Below are 17,696 nucleotides of genomic sequence, written 5' to 3' on the forward strand. Positions count from 1 at the left end.
GTGCCCGTGGCCGCGTTGTGCTGCTGACGGCCGTGGTGGGGAAGACCCCCGAGCCCCCACCACGGCCGCGGGGCCTCGCCGGCCCGGCACTTCGGGCGCCGGGCCGGGTGCGGGGCCGAGGGACCCGGCACCCCGGTGGGGTTACGCCAGCCCGGCGCGCTCCAGGGCCTCGGTACCGGCCCGCAGCGACGCCAGCCGGTCCTCCAGGGAGAAGCCCGCCGGGGCGAGCGTCAGCGTGGTCACGCCGGCTGCCGCGTAGGCCTGCATCCGGTCGGCGATCCGCTCGACGGAGCCGAGCAGCGTGGTCTGGTCGATCAGCCGCTCCGGGATCGCTGCCGCGGCGCCTTCCTTGTCGCCGGACAGGTACTTCTCCTGGATCTCGGCGGCTTCCTTGCCGTACCCCATGCGCTGCGCGAGCTGGTTGTAGAAGTTCTGCTTGGGGCTGCCCATGCCGCCGACGTAGAGCGCGGTGTACGGGCGGAACATGTCGGCCAGCGCGCTGACGTCCTTGTCCGCGCCGACGGCCAGCGGCAGCGTCGGACAGACGTCGAAGCCGTCCAGCGTCTTGCCCACCTTCTCGCGGCCGGCCCGGAGGTGCGCGATCGCGGTCTCCTCCAGGTGGTCGGCCGAGGGGAAGATCAGCAGCGCGCCGTCGGCGATCTCACCGGTCTGCTGGAGGTTCTTGGGGCCGATCGCGGCGATGTAGAGCGGGATGTACTCGCGCTCCGGGTGCACCGTGAGCTTCAGCGGCTTGCCCGGACCGCCCGGCAGCGGCAGCGTCCAGTGCTCGCCCTCGTAGGACAGCCGCTCGCGCGACATCGCCTTACGGACGATGTCCACATACTCGCGGGTGCGGGCCAGCGGCTTGTCGAACTTGACGCCGTACCAGCCCTCGGAGACCTGCGGCCCCGAGACGCCGAGGCCCAGGCGGAACCGGCCCCCGGAGAGAGAGTCCAGAGTCGCGGCCGTCATCGCGGTCATCGCGGGCGTACGCGCCGGGATCTGGAAGATCGCCGAACCGATGTCGATCCGCTCGGTCTGGGCCGCGACCCAGGAGAGCACGGTGGCGGCGTCGGAGCCATAGGCCTCCGCCGCCCAGCAGACGGAGTAGCCGAGGCGATCGGCCTCCTGTGCCACCGCGAGATTGTCGGAGTCCATCCCGGCGCCCCAGTAGCCGAGGTTGATGCCAAGCCTCATGCCGCTCCCCTTACCCATCAGTAACGTCGCTGTTCCGGGGACTGTATCCGCCGGTCGCGCCGGCTGTCATCGGCCGGTTGTCCACAGGTCCCCTGATGCCGGCTGCCGCCCAGTAATCTCAAGGCCCATGGAGCAAAGGCACCTCGGCCGAACGGGCCTGCGCGTGACCCGCCTCGGGCTCGGCACCCTGAACTGGGCGCGTGACACGGACGAGCAGGAAGCCGCCGACCAGCTCAAGGCGTTCTGGGAGGCCGGCGGCAGCCTCGTGGACACCGCCGACATCTACGCCGACGGCGGCGCCGAATACCTCCTCGGCCGGCTGACGGATGAACTCGTTCCACGCGAGGATCTGGTGATCTCCACCAAAGCGGGCAGCGTCCTGGAGGCGGACCGCCGGGTCGACGGCTCCCGGCGCCATCTCCTCGCCGCCCTGGACTCCTCCCTGGAGCGGCTGGGCACCGACTACGTCGACCTGTGGCAGCTGCACGCCTTCGATCCGCACACCCCGCTGGAGGAAACCCTTCAGGCCCTCGACCTCGCCGTCACCAGCGGCCGGGCGCGCTATGTGGGGCTGGCGCACTTCTCCGGCTGGCAGCTCGCCCGGGCCGGCACCTGGCAGCTCGCGGCGCCCGGTGTCCGCAATCGTCTCGCGAGCGCACAGATGGAGTACTCCCTCCTTCAGCGCGGCATCGAGCGGGAGGTGCTGCCCGCGGCGCTCGATCTCGGGATCGGCCTGCTGCCGTCGTCGCCGCTCGGCCGGGGGGTGCTGACGGGCAAGTACCGCCATGGGACACCGGCCGACTCCCGTGGTGCCTCGGAGCATCTGGCGGCGTTCGTCGCGCCCTATCTCGACGAGACCGCGAGCCGGGTCGTCGAAGCCGTCACCACCGCTGCCGACGGACTGGCCGTCACGCCGCTCCAGGTCGCGCTCTCCTGGGTCCGCGACCGCCCCGGCGTGACCGCGCCGATCCTGGGCGCTCGCACAGCGCAGCAGCTCAGAGCCGCATTGTCAGTGGAGACCCTTAGTCTTCCTGACGAGATCCGCCAGGCGCTGGACGATGTTTCGGCGCCGGTGCACCACTACCCCGATCACGACTGGAGCACGCTGTGAGCACCGACCGCCTCGCCGGCGAAACCCCGCCCGGGCAGGAGGCCGCACCCGCCACCGCGGAGGCCCGGACGCCGGATGACGCGGCGGGGCCGGGAGGCGCGGAGGCGCCGTACAGTGCGGCAGGGCCGGAGAGCGCGGCGGCGCCGGAAGGTGCGGCAGCGCCCGGCGAGGGTGCGACGGGGCCCGAGGAGGGCGCCGGGACGGCCGGAGCGGAGGCCGAGACGGCGGGAGCGGAGGCTGCGGCTTCGGCTTCCGGGGCCGAGGCCGACGCTGTGGGATCCGGGGAGGAGACCGGTACGCCGTCTTCTGGGGCGGAGTCCGCCACTCCCGCCTCCGGAGCCGACGCCGCGAACGCCGGTGCGGCAAACGGGAGCCCGGCGTCCGGCCCGGAAACCGGCACGCCGTCTCCTGGCGCGGAGACCGCCGCCCCGGCGTCCGGGGCCGCGGCTGCGAACCCCGGTGCGGCAAAGGCGAACCCGCCGTCCGGCTCGGCCAAGGCGACCGCCGATGCGCTGGCCGCGGCCGTGCGAGCCGTGGAGAGCGGCGAGCGCTCGGCCGCTTCGTTCTTCAATGACGCACCCCGTCCCGCCAGGCCGGCCGCACCCGCCGCCCAGCCTGCCAAGGGCGCGCCGCAGGGCGGGCCGCAGGCCGGACCCACGGGCCCGGGCCCGGAGGTGGCCCGGCAGCGCACCGTGCAGGACACCGGCGGACCGGCTCGTCCGGGCGGCCCAGAGGGCGGTGCCACGGGCCCGGCCGCCACCGCACCGGCCGCCACCGGCCCCGCCCCCGCTCCCCGACCCGCGGTGCGGGCCCTCCCCGGGGTCGAGGGCGTACGGCAGGTGCTCGCGGCGGGCGGTGCCCCCGAGACGCTGGCCGAGCAGACCGCGGAGATCCTGGGCGAGCGGGCCGCCGAGGCGCTGGGCGAGGACCCCTGGCTGCTGCTCGGGGTGCCCGGGGTCCGTCCCGAGCAGGCCGATGGTTTCGCGCGGGCGCTGCTCGGGCCCGCCTGTGGGCCGGGCGACGAGCGGCGCGCACTGGCGATGGTCGGCTGGCTGCTGGAACAGGCCGCGCTCGCGGGCCACTCCGCCCTGGAGGCCGCCGCCCTGCGTGCGGCCCTCGCCCAGCGCTCGGTGCCCGACCCTGATGACGCCCTTCAGGCGGCCATCGCCGACGGCGCGGTGCTGGTCTTCCAGGACGCCATCGACGAGCCGGGCGGCCGGGCACGTCCGGCCACAGGTGACGACGAGGAGGAACAGCCCGTCCGGGTCCTGCTCGGCCTGGACCGGTTCGCGATGGCGGAGGAGAGCGTCGCCGACGGGCTGGCACGGCTGCTCAACACCTTCGAAGCCGTGGCGGAATCGACCCAGGACACGGCACCGGCGGAGGACGGCGAGGCCGAGGCCGACGGGCCCGCGTCCGGCGAGAGCACGGCCGGCGGGGAGGCGGCCGACGAGTCCACCGCCGCCGGAGACGCGCGGGTCGCCGACGGGGACACCTCCGGGGAGAGCCCCGCCACCACGGCCCCCGCCGCCGACACCCCCACCACCGGCATCCCCACCGACCACGACACGGCCCCGCACCCCGCCCGGCCCTCCGCCACCGCATGGGAGGCCGTGGCCGCCGCCGCGCCCTCGCCGTCGGCCGCCGAGCTCATCCGGGCCGCCGCGCACAGCGGCCTGGTGGCCCACACGGGCGCGGAGGCGGCCCGTGCCGAGCCGGCCGCGCTGATCGCCGCGGCCCGCTCGCTCGGGCTGCGGGCCTTCGGCGCCACCCACACCGAGAACGGCCGCCGCCGCCTGGCCGCTCACCTCACCGACAGCGCGGCCGACGACGCCACGGCCACCGGCTCCGCGGACCCCGCCACGGCAGCGGTGACCGTCTCCGGTCTGCTGTCCGGACGGGAGGGGCCGGGACGGGACGCGGACGGCGCCCTCGCGCTCGATCTGCTGGTCGTGCTGGACGCCCCGCAGCTGGATCTGGAGACCGCCGCACTGCTCGTCGAGTCGCTGACCGACGGGACCCGGCTGGTGCTCAGCGGTGATCCGGGCGTGCTGTGGTCCGCCGGTCCCGGCCGGCTGTTCGCCGATCTGCTCGCGGCCCGTTTCTGTCCGCAGGTCGCCTCCCGTACCCCGGACTTCGGCCCGATCGGCGAGCTGGTGTCGGGCATCGGTATCGGGGAGCTGAGCCAGGTCGAGGCGCCCGGCAAGGAGGTGGTGATCGTGCCGGTGCGGGATGCCGGCGAGGCGGTGCACCGCACGGTCCAGCTGGTCGCCGACTCCGTGCCCCGGGCGTTCGGTGTCCCCGCGGACCACACCCAGGTCATCACGGTCGGCCACGGCGGCGCGGCCGGCACCCGCGCGCTCAACGCCGCCCTCAAGGAGCGGCTCAACCCCGGCCCCGGCCGGTTCGGCGGCTTCGACCCCGGCGACCGCGTGGCCTACACCCCGGCCCCCGGCCGCACGGTGCCCGGCACGGTCACCGGCGCGGACGCGGCCGGGCTGCATCTCGACTGCGACGGTTCCGCGCTCGTGGTGCCGCGCGAGCAGGTCGGCACGGGAGCCGTACGGCACGGCTGGGCACTCACCGCCCACCAGGCGGCCGGCACGCGCTGGCCCGCCGCGGTGGTCGTACTCCCCGGCGACGCCACCGGCGGACTGACCCGCGCCTGGGTCTACACCGCCTTCAGCCGCGGTGAGCGGCATCTGTCGGTCGTCCAGGGCGCCGACCAGGCGCTGGCCCGCGCGGTCGCCGAGGTGCCCGTGAAGGAGCGCACGACCCGGCTGCGCAGCCTGCTCCAGCAGAGCGTGCAGAGCGGCGGGGAGCCGACGGCAGCCGACTGAGCCCGGGGGCTTCGGCGCCCTTCACCCCTGGACACCGCTGCCCCGTCCCGTCGCAGAACTGGCGAACGGGCCGGGGCAGCGGCGTCTACGGATCAGCAGGCGGCGCCGGTGCGGCGCACGGCCGCCCGGCGCCTCCCTCACCGTTCGTTGTCGAGCGGCTCCATCAGGTCGTCTTCGCCCAGTTCCTCGTCGAAGACGGCGCTGACGTCGAAGCGGCACACCACCCGCTGGGGGTCCGCCTGGTCGAACGGGGCGGACAGCCACTCCCCCGGTTCGGCCGGGTCGTCGGCGGCCGCCACCCACAGCGTGGAGTCGCCCTCCTCCAGGCCGAACTCCTTGTGCCGGGTGGCGATCTCGTCCGGTTCGAACTCCCCGAAGAGGACACCGAGCGCCGCATGCACGCTGGTGCCGACGACCGCGGCGGCATCGGCGGCGCTGCCGGCCGCGTCGTCGGCGGCGTCCGGATCAAGATCGGCGATGCGCTGTGCCTGATGCAGCAGTCGCTGCGGTGCGGCGACGGTGTAGTCCCGGCGGATCAGCACGCTCAGCGCGCTCGGCTCTTCCGGGCCCGCGTATGCGGGCAGCGCCTCGTTTCCGGGGATCTCGAAGGGGGTGACCTCGTCGTAGGTGTCGTAGAGCAGCTCGTCATAGACCTCAGCCGCCGCGGCGAGCTCGTCGAACGCGGCGTACACGGCCGGATCGTCCTGCCCCGAGCGGCGTTCGACCGCGTCGAGGTGACGGTCCAGTGCGGCTTTGACCGCCTCGGCGGCGGCACGTACCTCGGCGGCGGAAGGCTGCGCAGCATCAGACATAGTGCAGACGCTATCCGTACCGGGGCCGGTCCCGCACAATAGATGCGATGCCGGAATACGAATTCTGCGATGTGTATGTGCCCCGGGGAGTCTCCCGGAACGCCGCCACACGCCTGCTGACGGACCATGCCGAGTACGGACACTGGGAGTTGGACCGACTGCGTCTGAACCCCGACGGGAGCCGTAAGGTACGGCTGCGTCGCCGGATCATCCGCCAGCTCCGCGCGACGTGGTGAGCGCCACCGGGGGCTGAACACAGCGGAGCGGGCCCCGTCGAGACGGGGCCCGCTCGCTGAGCTGCCGGTGAGCTATCTGCTGCTGATCACCGGCGGGCGGCGCGCGCCTTGCGGTAGAGCAGGGCGCCACCGAGCAGCATCCCGGCACTGGCCGGAACCGCGTAGCCGATCGAGCCCGCACCGGTGTGCGCGAGGTTCCCGACGGGCTTGGCCGGCGTCACCTGCTGGCTGGGCGCCTGCGGCTTGGCCGGCTTGTGCGGGGTCTGCTGGCTCGGGTTACCCGGCTGGTGAGGCTTGCCGGGGTGGTGCGGCGTGCTCGGGTGGTGCGGCTTACCCGGCTCGTGCGGCTTACCCGGCTCATGCGGCTTGCCCGGCTCATGCGGCTTGCCCGGGTGATGGGGCTTGCCGGGGTGGTGCGGGTTGCTCGGGTGGTGCGGCCTGCCCGGGGTCGCCGAGGACCCGTTGGCGCAGTGGTTGCCGAAGGTGGGGTTCAGGAGCCCGCCTCCCGAGACATTGTTGCCGCAGGCGTTGACCGGTACGTCGACCGGAGCCTGGACATTGTTGCCCGACACGACACCCGGCGAGTTCGCGGTGGTACCGGCGGCGCCGGCCCCCGTGTGCCCGCCCTGATGGTGATTCCCACCGTGGTGCCTGCCACCGACGTCGTTGGCGCAGCGGTTGCCGAACGCGGGGTTCAGCAGCCCGACCACATTGACGGTGTTACCGCAGGCGTTCACCGGCACATGCACCGGTACCTGAACGTTGTTGCCGGATCCCACGCCCGGCGAATTCGCCGCCCCTCCGGCGGCTCCCGCGTCGGCCTGTGCGTAGCCGGCGGCCATGGCGAGTACGCCACTGGCGGCGGCCGCGGTGATCAGGCCCTTTCGTGCGACCTGTCTCATAGGTTGTTCCCCTGCCTAGTGCCTTCAGGAATACGGACGAGTGGCGGTCTTCGGGAAGATCCACCCGCCCGCCGAAATACCCAGCGGCTCCGGATTGCGTGGCACGCCCCCGGAGCCGAGCCGGGTCAGACCCTTTTTACGGGTGTAAATACAACGCCAAAGGACGTCAGAAGGTCACTTGTTGACGCAGCCGGCGCCGAAGGTGGGGTTCAGCAGCCCGATCACGGAGATCGTGTTACCGCAGACGTTCACCGGGACCTGGACCGGCACCTGAATGGTGTTGCCGGACACCGCACCCGGAGAGTTCAGGGCCGCACCCTGGGCACCCGAGTCGGCAACGGCCAGGCCGGCACCGGCGAGTACGACACCACCAGCGACTGCCGCAGCTGCGACGACCTTCTTGATCATTAGTCCTCCTTGTAGGCAATACGATCCCAGCCGCGGACCGCACTGACTGCAACGAGGAAAATGCCGTTCAAGCTACGAACACATCGGCGCGTTCACTCTTTTCAGCGAAGCCGGCGCGAAAGGCAGGAAAATCGCGCCGAATTCAGCTCTGTTCGATGAACCGGTCGAGCACCCGCACCCCGAACTTCAGCCCGTCCACCGGCACTCGCTCATCCACACCGTGGAACATCCCCGCGAAGTCCAGCTCCGGCGGCAGCTTCAGCGGAGCGAAGCCGAATCCGCGGATCCCGAGATCGTCGAAGGACTTGGCGTCCGTTCCCGCGGAGAGCATGTACGGCACCGCCCGCGCGATCGGGTCCTCGGCCTGGAGCGCCGACTGCATCGCCTGCACCAGCGCACCGTCGAAGGTGGTCTCCAGCGCCTTGTCCGCGTGCACGTCCTCACGCCGGACGCGCGGGCCCAGGAGGCGGTCCACGTCGGCCAGGAACTCCTCCTCGTAGCCCGGCAGGAACCGGCCGTCGACATGCGCGGTGGCCTGCCCCGGGATGACGTTGACCTTGTAACCGGCGCCCAGCTGTGTGGGGTTGGCGGTGTTCTTGAGGGAGGCGCCGATCAGCTTGGCGATGCCGCCGAGCTTGGCCAGCGTGGCGTCCATGTCCTCCGGGTCGAGCTCGGTGCCCAGCGCGTCGCCGAGCTGGTCGAGGAAGGACCGCAGGGTCTTCGTCACCCGCACCGGGAACTCGTGCCGGCCCAACCGCCCGACGGCCTCGGACAGTTCGGTGATGGCGTTGTCCTTGTGGATCATCGAACCGTGTCCGGCGCTGCCGTCCACGGTCAGCTTCATCCAGTGCATGCCCTTCTGGGCCGTCTCGATGAGGTACAGCCGCACCTGCTCGTTGACGGTGAAGGAGAAGCCGCCGACCTCGCTGATCGCCTCCGTGACACCCTCGAAAAGGTGCGGGTGGTGGTCGACGAGGTAGCGCGCGCCGTAGGTGCCGCCCGCCTCCTCGTCCGCGAGGAACGCCAGCACGATGTCGCGCGGCGGCTTGCGGCCGGTGCGCAGCCGGTCGCGGACGACGGCCAGCGTCATCGCGTCCATGTCCTTCATGTCGACCGCGCCGCGGCCCCAGACGCACCCGTCGGCGATCTCGCCGGAGAAGGGGTGATGGGTCCAGTCGTCGGCATTGGCCGGGACGACGTCGGTGTGGCCGTGGATCAGCAGTCCGGGCCGCGAGCGGTCCTCGCCCTCGATGCGGGCGACGGTCGAGGCGCGGCCCTTGTGGGACTCGAAGATCTGCGGCTCCAGGCCGACCTCGGCGAGCTTCTCCGCGACGTACTCGGCGGCGGCCCGCTCACCCGGGCCCGAGTGATCGCCGTAGTTGCTGGTGTCCATCCTGATCAGATCCCGGCACAGGTCGACGACCTCGTCCTCACCGGTGACCCCACGGGCCGGCTGCGACGCGCTCATGCCGAAACCTCGCTTCGCCCGGGCCCGCATTCGCGCGGCGCGCACCTCTCCACGGTGTGCTCGCGCAGCTCGCTGAGCTCCCTCACAGTGCCTCCTCTGGGTTCACGGCCGCATCGCGCGCCCGGAGGAGCGCGGCCCGCGGCGGGTCCACTGCCATCCTCCACCCGTCGCCCGCTGGGCCCAAGGCCGCAATACTCCCGACATGCCCTGGTCACAGGCCCACATCCGGCCACCTGTGCGGGTGATCGACCACCCTCGAAGGTTTGCTATTGTTTTCCACGTCGGAACGGCCCAGGGCCGAAACGGCAGACACCTTGTCCGGGTGGCGGAATGGCAGACGCGCTAGCTTGAGGTGCTAGTGCCCTTTATCGGGCGTGGGGGTTCAAGTCCCCCCTCGGACACTCGCAGTATCAACGCCCGCACCGGCCGCTCGGCCGGGGCGGGCGTTGGTCGTTTCCGCCTGGGCGCGCGGGCGCCGGGTGCCGCTCACACCAGGTCCGTGGCCGATCGCCGCCCGTACCGACTTGAGACCCCGGCCGACCTGGGGTTCTCTTGCCGGGTGAGACGCAGATCGCCGGTTCCGCCGGCCCCTCTCCCGCAGCGTGACGGGATCGACGCCGTGCGGGTGCGGCTGCCCGCCGATCCGGGCGGGGTGTGGGGCACCGTCCGGGATCATCTGGTCGACCGGTTCCAGGGGGCGATCGGGGCCGGGCGGGTGGACGCCATGCTGGGGGCGGGGCGGTTCGTCGGGGTGGACGGGGTGCTGAGCGGGGGCGAGGCGTATGCGGCCGGACGGTATGTGTGGTTCCACCGGGACTTCGCGCCGGAGGTGCCGGTGCCGTTCGAGGTGGGGATCATCCACCGGGACGAGCGGATCGTGATCGCCGACAAACCGCACTTTCTGGCCACGACTCCGCGCGGGCGGCACATCACCGAGACCGCGCTGGCGCGGCTGCGGCGGGACCTCGGGCTGCCCGCGCTGCAGCCCGCGCACCGGCTGGACCGGCTGACGGCGGGGCTGGCGCTGTTCGTCGTACGGCCCGAGGACCGGGGCGCGTACCAGAATCTGTTCGGCGAGCGGCGGGTGCGCAAGGAGTACGAGGCGGTGGCTCCTTACGACGGGGCGGTGGCGCTGCCGGTGACCGTGCGCAGCCGGATCGTGAAGGAGCGCGGGGTGATGGCCGCGCGCGAGGAGGCCGGGGCGCCGAACGCGGAGAGCCGGATCGAGCTGGTGGAGCGGCGGGGCGGGCTCGGGCGGTACCGGCTGCTGCCCGCGACCGGCCGTACCCATCAGCTGCGGGTCCATATGAACGGCCTCGGGCTGCCGATCCGCCATGACCCGGTCTATCCGGTCGTCACCGACCCGGCCCCGGACGACTTCCGTGCGCCGCTCCAACTGCTCGCCAGGATCCTGGAGTTCACCGATCCGGTGGACGGCCGGGTACGGCGGTTCGAGAGCCGGCTGCGGCTGGCCGACTGGGCGGACGGCCCGATCGGCTGATCCTGAGACCTGGGTGCGGGACGCCGCTTATGCTGACCGCTCTGACGGGGTTCACGGACGGCGGCGGGGGCGGCGGTGCGCGTACGGATCAAGGGCGGGCGGGGCTCGGAGGCCGGGGGCTGCGGGGGGCGCGCGGCACCGGTGGACCGGCCCGGGCGGCGGGAGTAGTGCGGTGGCGTCGGCGCTGTCCGATCCGTCCCGCTCGTGCGCCGTCCTGATCGGCACCCATGCGTACACGGAGCTGGATGACCTTCCGCCGGTGGCGCGCAACGTCAGCCGGCTGCGGGAGCTGTGCTGTGATCCGGCGGTCTGGGGGCTGGCCGACGAGCGGTGCCGGGTGCTGCGGCAGGCGTCGCGGGAGGTGATCCTGAAGGCGGTGGAGGACGCCACCGTTGAGGCGACCGACACCGTGGTCGTGTATTACGCCGGGCACGGTCTGGTCGATCCGCGTTCGGGCGAACTCCATCTCGCGCTGCCCTGTTCGCAGGCGGGTCCGTCGTACACGGCGCTGCGTTACGAGGAGCTGCGGTCGGTCCTGCTCCACCCGTCGGGCGGGCGGCCCACCGCCCCGCGGACCGTGGTGATTCTGGACTGCTGCTGGAGCGGGCTGGCGCTGGACGGCCTGATGCAGGCCCCGGATGTCGCGCCCGCGGTGGCCGTCGAGGGGGCGTGTGTGCTGACCGCCACGGCCGGGACACGGCAGGCGCTGGCCCCGCCGGGCGAGACGTACACCGCGTTCACCGGGGAGCTGATCCGGATCGTGGAAGACGGGGTACCGGGGCGGCCCGCTCTGCTGAGCATGGCGGCGCTGTTCGCGGAGCTGACGGCGGCGCTCACCGCGAAGTCCCGGCCGCTGCCCCAGCTGAGCACCCGCCAGACCGCCGGGGAGATCTGCCTGTTCCGTAACCGAGCCGGGGCGACGGACGCGCGTCCCGTGGTCGAGGCGGCGCCGTCGCGGGTTTTGGTGGGCCCGACGGCCGGGGGGACCGTCCCGTCGGACGGCGGGATGGCGTCCCCGGCGCGGGTGCGGGTGCCGTTCGGCGAGCCGGAGCCCGGTCTGCCGCAGCTGGTACCGGTGGCGGTCACGGAGACGCGGACTGTCGGGCTGGGCCGGTACCCGGTGACCCATGCGCAGTTCGGTGCCTTCCTCCGGGATCCGGCGAACGCGCGCTGGCACCCGGCGGCCGCGCGGGCGGCGGGCACGGACGTGGACGACAACTACCTGGCGGGCTGGAGCGGTGCGGACTTCCCGGCGGGGCGTGCGGAGCACCCGGTGGTCGCGGTGAGCTTTCCCGCGGCCCGCGCGTATCTGGCCTGGGCGGGCCGCCGGCTGGGCGTTCCGCTGCGGCTGCCGACCGCGGCGGAGTGGGAGCTGGCGGCGCGGGCCGGGCGGAGCGGTGAGTGGTGGCGTGCGGAGATCGCGGCGGGCCGGGTGAACTTCCTCGGCAGTCATGCCGCGTTGACCCCGGTCGGGGAATTCCCACCGAACCCGTACAACATCGGCGATTTGCTCGGTAACGTCTGGGACATCTGCGTGGACGACAGGGGGGCGCCGGTGTTGCGCGGCGGGGCCTATGACACCCCCGCGGCTCGGCTGCGGGAGGAACTGTCGCCACGGTCACCGGTCGAGTGCCGCGGGAACGTCGGGTTCCGGTGCGCCGGCGACCTGTGACGACGAGAGGAGATCCATGCGGGGGGATGCCGTCGACGAGGTGCTGAGCCGGTTGCCGCACACCTGGACAGCCGACGAGGCCGAGCGGATCGCGCAGCGCTTCCGGGACAGCCGGCCGGCCGTGCCGAAGCGCCTGGTGAGCCGGTTGTGGCAGTACTGGCTCCAGCAGTGCCCGGACGCGCCGCTGTTCGGTGACACCGAGGACGATCTCGCGCTGGTGCTGCATGCCAGGGCGCTGGGGCTGCGGGTGCCCGCCGGTGATCCCGGGACCGACGACGGGCCGGTCGCCCGGTGGGCCCGGCGGGCCCGGGAGGCCGCGGAGTGCGGGCCGCTGTTTCCCGCACCGCTCGCGTGGGGGCCGAAGGCCGCGCTCGCGCCGCAGGTGCGGGCCGCGCTCCCGTCGTCGCTGGTGCGGGCGTGGGTGGCGGGGGACGAACAGGGCCCGGTGGAAGTGCTGGTGGCCGGCGAGGGTCTACCCGAGATCCGCCAGCAGGTGGTGCAGGCGGCGCTGACCACCTGTCTGCGGGTCAACGGCCTGGGCGACCCGGAGGGCGGCGACTTCGTCGGCGACCACATCGGCGTCGGGCTGATCCGTGTCACCGCCGGGCTGTCCGGGGCCCAGGCTTCCCTCGACATCCCGTCGGTGTTCCGCGCCCGGTCGGTGACGGTGGCGGATGCGGTGTCGTCGACGGCCCGGGGTGCGCTGCGTGACTTCGTCGGCCTGCTGCGGTCGCTGGCCCACGAGACCGGCCTGGTGGAGGTCGCGGACCTCGCGTACGCGGACCTGGTGACGTACACCCAGGGGTTGCGGGCGCTCGCGGACCGGGCGGCGGGTGAGACGGACCGGGCGTTCCTGCGTGCCCCCCGCGCCGCGGAGGGCGACGGCCTGGTGTCCCTTCAGCCGTATCTCCGGACGGTCAGGGGGCAGGGGGCGTCCGTGGGGCTGGAGTTCAGCCCGGATCTGTTCACCACGGACGCCTATATGAGCGTCGAGCAGGCGCATCAGCGGGTGCTGTCGCAGCGGCTGACGATGGACGCCCGGCTGCGCCTGGACCAGCTGGAGACGGAGATCGACCAGCTGACGGCCGATATGCGGGCCTATGGGCAGGCGAGCGAGGAGGAGCGGCGGACGCTGTGGCCGGCGACGGTGCTGCTGACCGTGCGGTTCGACGAGGCGACCGGGCGGACCATCCGGCTCACCGAGCCGGAGGAGGTGCCCACCGAGAAGTACTACGAGGTCAATGTTCCGCATCTGATCGAGATGCGGCAGGGCTGGGCCCGGCGTATGCGGGAGCTGGTCGAGCAGCTGGAGACGGCGGTGCACCGGCCGCACGCCCCGGCACAGCAGGTGGCCGCGGGGCGGTTCCTCGATGCCGCGTTACGGGGCGTCGTCCCGGACGAGAGTCCCGCCACCGAACGGGCCTTTCGCGCCTGGTGCACCGAGGCCGCGCCGATGCTCTGGTTCGAGTGGCGGTGTTCGCTGCGCCGGTACGGCATCGCACCGGAGGATGTGTTCACCCCGCACACGGTGCTGATCAGCCGCTATCTGCCGCCGACCGCCGAGGACCCGGCGGTGCTCTTCAGCCACCCGTACACGCTGGTGGACACCACCCGGTCCGCCGTCCTCGCCGATGCCGGGCGCGCCGTGCTGGTGGTGCGGGACGCCACGGACCACGCCGAGCCGGCCCCGGCCGACGCCACCGGCCCGTCCGCGCAGCAGCTCTGGGACGACCTCGCCGCGCTGGCCGAACAGCCACAGGTCGAGGAGGAGTTCAGCCGCCGGTTCCTCGAAGCGCTGCGGGCGCGGCCGGACGGGATCGCCCGGCGGATGATCGAGGCGCTCCAGCCGGCCGGGCCCACCGCCGCCGAGGAGGACCGGATCGAGGCGGCGCTGCGGACCGCGGAACGGCACATCTCGCTCGGTGAGGGGATGGACCGGGCGCTGATGGCGATGCGCAACGAGGCGTTCCTCACCGCACGGGAGTGCCTGGACGACATCCGTACCGAGACGCAGTGGCAGGCCCGGGTCTGGCTGCTGCGGGCGATCGTGGAGTGCCGGGCCGCCCGGCTGGAGTCCCGTGAGATCCCCGGGCTGCTCGGGCATCAGATGCCCGGACTCCCCGATGTCGCGCTGCGGGCGCTGGACGAAGCGGGCAGCGCGGACGAGGAGTTCACCCGGGACTGGCTGGAGGGCCTGCCGGAGGCCGGGCTGGACAAGGGCATCCGGCGGCTGTTCCAGGGGCTGCCGCGGGCGCGGGCGAGCTGCAAGGGCGATCCGCTGAACAAGGTGAGCCCCGAGCGAGAGTACGCGGTGTGGCTCTTCAGGAACGCGGTGGAGTACGCCCGGCTGGCCCGGCAGCTGGACGAGGCCGGTGAGGAGCTCGCCGAGCATCAGGAGGCCGTCGACGCGGCACTGGCGAAGCTCGGCCGGGCCCTGGAGGAGATTCTGCTGGGGCCGTATGCCGGGGGGTCGCGTGGTGCGGCAGAGGAGCTCTTCGAGGTCCTCACCGGGCAGGAACCCCCGCGCTACGGCCGGGTGGCGGGGAGGTAGGCCATGGACAACGAGCTGTATGTCGTATGGATGGTGCGGAGTTCGGACCGTGCCAGGGCGGCGGCCGAGGAGGCGCTGGGCAACTTCGCCGCGCACGATCTGCTGCACCGGATCGGCCGGTTCAGCGAGGCCGAGAGCAAGCTGGCGGAGCTGGCGGCCCGGGTCCGGGCCGCCTTCACCCCGCCCGAGCTGCCGGCCGTGTTCACCGGGCGGCATCTGCATCTGCTGGTCGGCCCGACCGCGCAGCCGCTGCTGGCGGGGCTCCTGGGGTGCCCGGAGTCCGAGGTGTTCGCCACCCTCTTCGACGGGCATCAGCTGGCCCAGGCGCTGCGGGAGACGGGGCACCACCAGGACGGCATCGATGACGCCGAATTGCTGCTGCTGGCGCTGCTGGCCCGGTTGCCGCGGCTCGCCGCCCGGCACGGTCTGGAGTCCCGTGACTGGGGCGGCTTCGTCGAGGGCCGGGGCTGGCTGACCCCGTACGCACAGGACCGGCTCACCGAGCTGGCCCGGCGGCGCGGGTGGCCCGCCGAGGCGGCCCCGACCCAGATCCTGGCGGGGGTGCTCGAAGGCGTCGGCGGGCAGCGGACCGGTGACGAGTCGGCGCAGTTCGACGCGCTGGCGCTGATCGAGCTGCGCCGCCGGATCGGTCTGCTCACCGAGCAGATGCGCGACGACGCGCTGGAGCACGCCGAGACCGCGCGGCTGCTGGCACCCGATCTCAGCAGCGTCAGCCGGCTGCCCGCCTGGCTGGAGCTGTACGAGCGCAATGCGGTGGCCGTGGGGCTGCGGCGGCTGTTCACCGGCTCGGTGACGGTAGGCGAACAGCTCCACGGGCTGTACAGCCAGCCGCCCCCGGAGACCGGCCGGCCGGCGCCCGACGCGAATCTTCAGGTGATCAACGAGGTCCGTTACGGCTTCCTGAAGCGGCGGATGTCGTTCGACATCGCCTGTGAGGTGGAGGCCGAGGGAAAGGCGCACACCGTGGTCGTGCTGCGCTGCCGCGGGGTGCTGCCGGAGCAGTACCCGGCCATCCGCGACACCGTCCATCAGCTGCACGGCGCCGAGCTCGCCGGGCAGGGCGAGAGCGTGGGCGAGCGGCTGCTCAACACCGCGGTGCCGCAACGCCTGGGGCTGCCGGGCCGGTTGCGGACCGCGCTGCGTGACCACAGCGCCGAGGCGGTCCAGTGCGTGGTGCTGACCGGTGTCCGGCAGCCGATCGCGGTGCCCGCGCCCTGGCGCGATCATCTGGGTACGGCGCTGCCGTATGCCGCCCCGTCCGGCGCGGACACCGTGTTTCCCGCGGTGGCGGAGGTGACGCGGGCGTTGCGGGCGAGCGTGCCGGGGCCGCGGCAGGTCGTCGAGGTGGACTGAGGCATTCCCCGTTTCGCCAACTATGCTGTGACAACACGGAGTTGTTCACTTCGCTCGATCCTCCGGGAGGGCCGGTGCCCACGACGAGCAACCCTGCGATCCGTAATCTGCTGACGCTGGACGGTGCGGTGTCACCGGCCGGTCCGGTCAGGCCGGGCGAGGCGTCCCCGGCGGCCGTCGCGGACCGTCCGATCACGCTCGACGACATCGTCGTCAAAACCCTGGTGGTGTTCGCCGTCCTGGTGGCGAGCGCCTTCCTCACCGTCTTCCTGGACGTCGGGTACCTCGCCCTGCCCGCCCTGTTCGCCGCGCTGGGCCTCGGGATCTTCCTCGCCCTCCGGCCCCGGCCCGGTGCCGCACTTGCCCTGCTGTACGCGGCGGTCGAGGGGATCGTGCTCGGTGAGGCGACACAGCTCTTCGACGCGCTGCATCCGGGGATCGGGACCCAGGCCGTCCTCGGCACCGGGTGCGTCTTCGCCGGCATGCTGGCGGCGTATCGCACACGGAAGGTGCGGATCAGTGCGAAGGTGACGCGCTGGGCGGTCGGGGCGGCGCTCGGGCTGCTGGTGCTGCTCGTGGCGGAGCTGGTCGCATGGTGGGGGTTCGGCGCGGACCTGGGGCTGCGGGACGGCGGTGTCCTGGCCTTCGGGGTGAGTGTGCTGATGGTCGCCGCCGCGTCCTTCTTCCTTCTGCTGGACTTCGAGGCCGCCAACCGCCTGCTGCGGTCCGGCGCCTCCCACCGGTGGGCCTGGTATGTCGCGTTCGGGCTGACGATGACCCTGGTCTGGCTCTACTTGGAGCTGCTGCGGCTGCTGTCGTACCTCCGGTGGTGGTGAGACCCCGGGCCGGGACCTCCCTCCGCACCGAATATCCGGTGCGGCCGGCCGCCCGGCCTGCGTAGGGTGCGCAGGCCGGTGAAGTGGGAGAAGGGCTGACGGACGAATGCTGATCTTCGATGCGGATGACACGTTGTGGGAGAACAACGTGATCTTCGAGCGGGTGATCGACGAGTTCCTGGAGTGGATGACCCACCCCGAGCTCGACCGGGCAGGGGTGCGGGCCGTGCTCGACGGGATCGAGGCGGCGAACGCGCTGACGCTCGGATACGGCAGCAAGGTCTTTCTGCACAGCCTCGGGGAGTGTGTGGCGCGGCTGCGCGGACGGGCCGCGACGGCCGAGGAGTCGGCGCGGATCGCCGGGTGGGCCGCGGCCTTCGCCGGGGACCGGGTGGAGCTGATCCCCGGGGTGGCCGAGACCCTGGCCGAGCTGGCGCGGCGGCACGAGTTGCTGCTGCTGACCAAGGGCGACACCGAGGAGCAGCAGCGGAAGGTGACGGCCTCCGGGCTGACCCGGCACTTCCGGGAGGTGCACATCGTGGCGGAGAAGAATGCCGCCACCTATGAGGAGCTGGTGCGCGCCTACGACCTGGTGCCCGGCTCGACCTGGATGATCGGGAACTCCCCGAAGTCGGACATCCTGCCGGCCCGTTCGGCGGGCCTGAACGCGGTGTTCATCCCCCATGACCACACCTGGGTCCTGGAGCACGATGAGCTCGACCCGGCCGACGAGAAGGTGCTGCGGCTGCCGGCGTTCGGCGAGCTGCTGCACCACTTCTGAGCGGACC

14 protein-coding genes and 1 tRNA gene are annotated in these 17,696 nt (G+C 72.8%); 10 read left to right on the forward strand and 5 right to left on the reverse strand.

Features of this window, described 5'->3' with window-relative positions:
* Positions 1–141 precede the first annotated feature (141 nt).
* On the reverse strand, positions 142–1,197 hold the full coding sequence (locus CP981_RS08140; RefSeq protein WP_085927027.1) for an LLM class F420-dependent oxidoreductase: 1,056 nt from the start codon (positions 1,195–1,197) through the stop codon (positions 142–144).
* A 127-nt stretch (positions 1,198–1,324) separates the two neighbouring features.
* Between CP981_RS08140 and CP981_RS08145 the strand changes: the two genes are divergently transcribed.
* Positions 1,325–2,308, forward strand: a complete 984-nt coding sequence (locus tag CP981_RS08145; RefSeq protein ID WP_085927028.1) for an aldo/keto reductase — start codon at positions 1,325–1,327, stop codon at positions 2,306–2,308.
* Entirely contained in the window at positions 2,305–5,148 is a 2,844-nt protein-coding gene (locus CP981_RS08150) for a helix-hairpin-helix domain-containing protein (RefSeq protein ID WP_085927029.1), read from the forward strand. The genes CP981_RS08145 and CP981_RS08150 overlap by 4 nt, the downstream gene beginning before the upstream one ends.
* Before the next feature lie 137 nt (positions 5,149–5,285).
* On the opposite strand, the gene CP981_RS08155 is transcribed toward CP981_RS08150, so the two are convergent.
* On the reverse strand, positions 5,286–5,960 hold the full coding sequence (locus CP981_RS08155) for a hypothetical protein (RefSeq protein WP_085927030.1): 675 nt from the start codon (positions 5,958–5,960) through the stop codon (positions 5,286–5,288).
* Positions 5,961–6,007: 47 nt separating this feature from the next.
* Between CP981_RS08155 and CP981_RS08160 the strand changes: the two genes are divergently transcribed.
* Positions 6,008–6,196: a DUF5703 family protein gene (locus CP981_RS08160; protein ID WP_085927031.1), complete on the forward strand. Its 189-nt coding sequence runs from the start codon at positions 6,008–6,010 to the stop codon at positions 6,194–6,196.
* Positions 6,197–6,282: 86 nt separating this feature from the next.
* On the opposite strand, the gene CP981_RS08165 is transcribed toward CP981_RS08160, so the two are convergent.
* The 3 genes from CP981_RS08165 to CP981_RS08175 form a co-directional block, all read right to left on the reverse strand.
* Positions 6,283–7,098 carry a chaplin gene (locus CP981_RS08165; protein WP_085927032.1) on the reverse strand — a complete coding sequence of 272 codons (816 nt, stop codon included), beginning with the start codon at positions 7,096–7,098 and terminating at the stop codon, positions 6,283–6,285.
* A gap of 174 nt (positions 7,099–7,272) precedes the next feature.
* A complete protein-coding gene (locus CP981_RS08170) occupies positions 7,273–7,506 on the reverse strand; it encodes a chaplin (protein WP_085927033.1) in 234 nt (77 codons plus the stop codon).
* A gap of 142 nt (positions 7,507–7,648) precedes the next feature.
* Positions 7,649–8,974, reverse strand: coding sequence for a M20/M25/M40 family metallo-hydrolase (locus CP981_RS08175; RefSeq protein WP_085927034.1), 1,326 nt, complete (start codon positions 8,972–8,974; stop codon positions 7,649–7,651).
* Positions 8,975–9,290: 316 nt separating this feature from the next.
* Between CP981_RS08175 and CP981_RS08180 the strand changes: the two genes are divergently transcribed.
* The 7 genes from CP981_RS08180 to CP981_RS08210 all read left to right on the forward strand — a co-directional run bounded on the left by CP981_RS08180 (position 9,291) and on the right by CP981_RS08210 (position 17,689).
* Positions 9,291–9,375 (forward strand) — tRNA-Leu (locus CP981_RS08180).
* A 158-nt stretch (positions 9,376–9,533) separates the two neighbouring features.
* Positions 9,534–10,475: a pseudouridine synthase gene (locus tag CP981_RS08185; RefSeq protein WP_085927035.1), complete on the forward strand. Its 942-nt coding sequence runs from the start codon at positions 9,534–9,536 to the stop codon at positions 10,473–10,475.
* A 172-nt stretch (positions 10,476–10,647) separates the two neighbouring features.
* Positions 10,648–12,147 (forward strand): caspase, EACC1-associated type, encoded by a 1,500-nt coding sequence (locus CP981_RS08190; protein WP_085927036.1) that lies wholly within the window; start codon positions 10,648–10,650, stop codon positions 12,145–12,147.
* Between the two features lie 16 nt (positions 12,148–12,163).
* Complete coding sequence (locus CP981_RS08195) at positions 12,164–14,698, forward strand: hypothetical protein (protein WP_085927037.1); 2,535 nt, start codon at positions 12,164–12,166, stop codon at positions 14,696–14,698.
* A 3-nt stretch (positions 14,699–14,701) separates the two neighbouring features.
* On the forward strand, positions 14,702–16,072 hold the full coding sequence (locus CP981_RS08200; protein WP_085927038.1) for a hypothetical protein: 1,371 nt from the start codon (positions 14,702–14,704) through the stop codon (positions 16,070–16,072).
* A gap of 74 nt (positions 16,073–16,146) precedes the next feature.
* Positions 16,147–16,908, forward strand: coding sequence for a Bax inhibitor-1/YccA family membrane protein (locus tag CP981_RS08205; RefSeq protein WP_158092685.1), 762 nt, complete (start codon positions 16,147–16,149; stop codon positions 16,906–16,908).
* Positions 16,909–17,014: 106 nt separating this feature from the next.
* On the forward strand, positions 17,015–17,689 hold the full coding sequence (locus CP981_RS08210) for an HAD family hydrolase (RefSeq protein ID WP_085927039.1): 675 nt from the start codon (positions 17,015–17,017) through the stop codon (positions 17,687–17,689).
* Positions 17,690–17,696 lie beyond the last annotated feature (7 nt).

Origin of the sequence: Streptomyces platensis, assembly GCF_008704855.1 — a bacterium.
In the GTDB taxonomy this organism is placed as follows: domain Bacteria; phylum Actinomycetota; class Actinomycetes; order Streptomycetales; family Streptomycetaceae; genus Streptomyces; species Streptomyces platensis.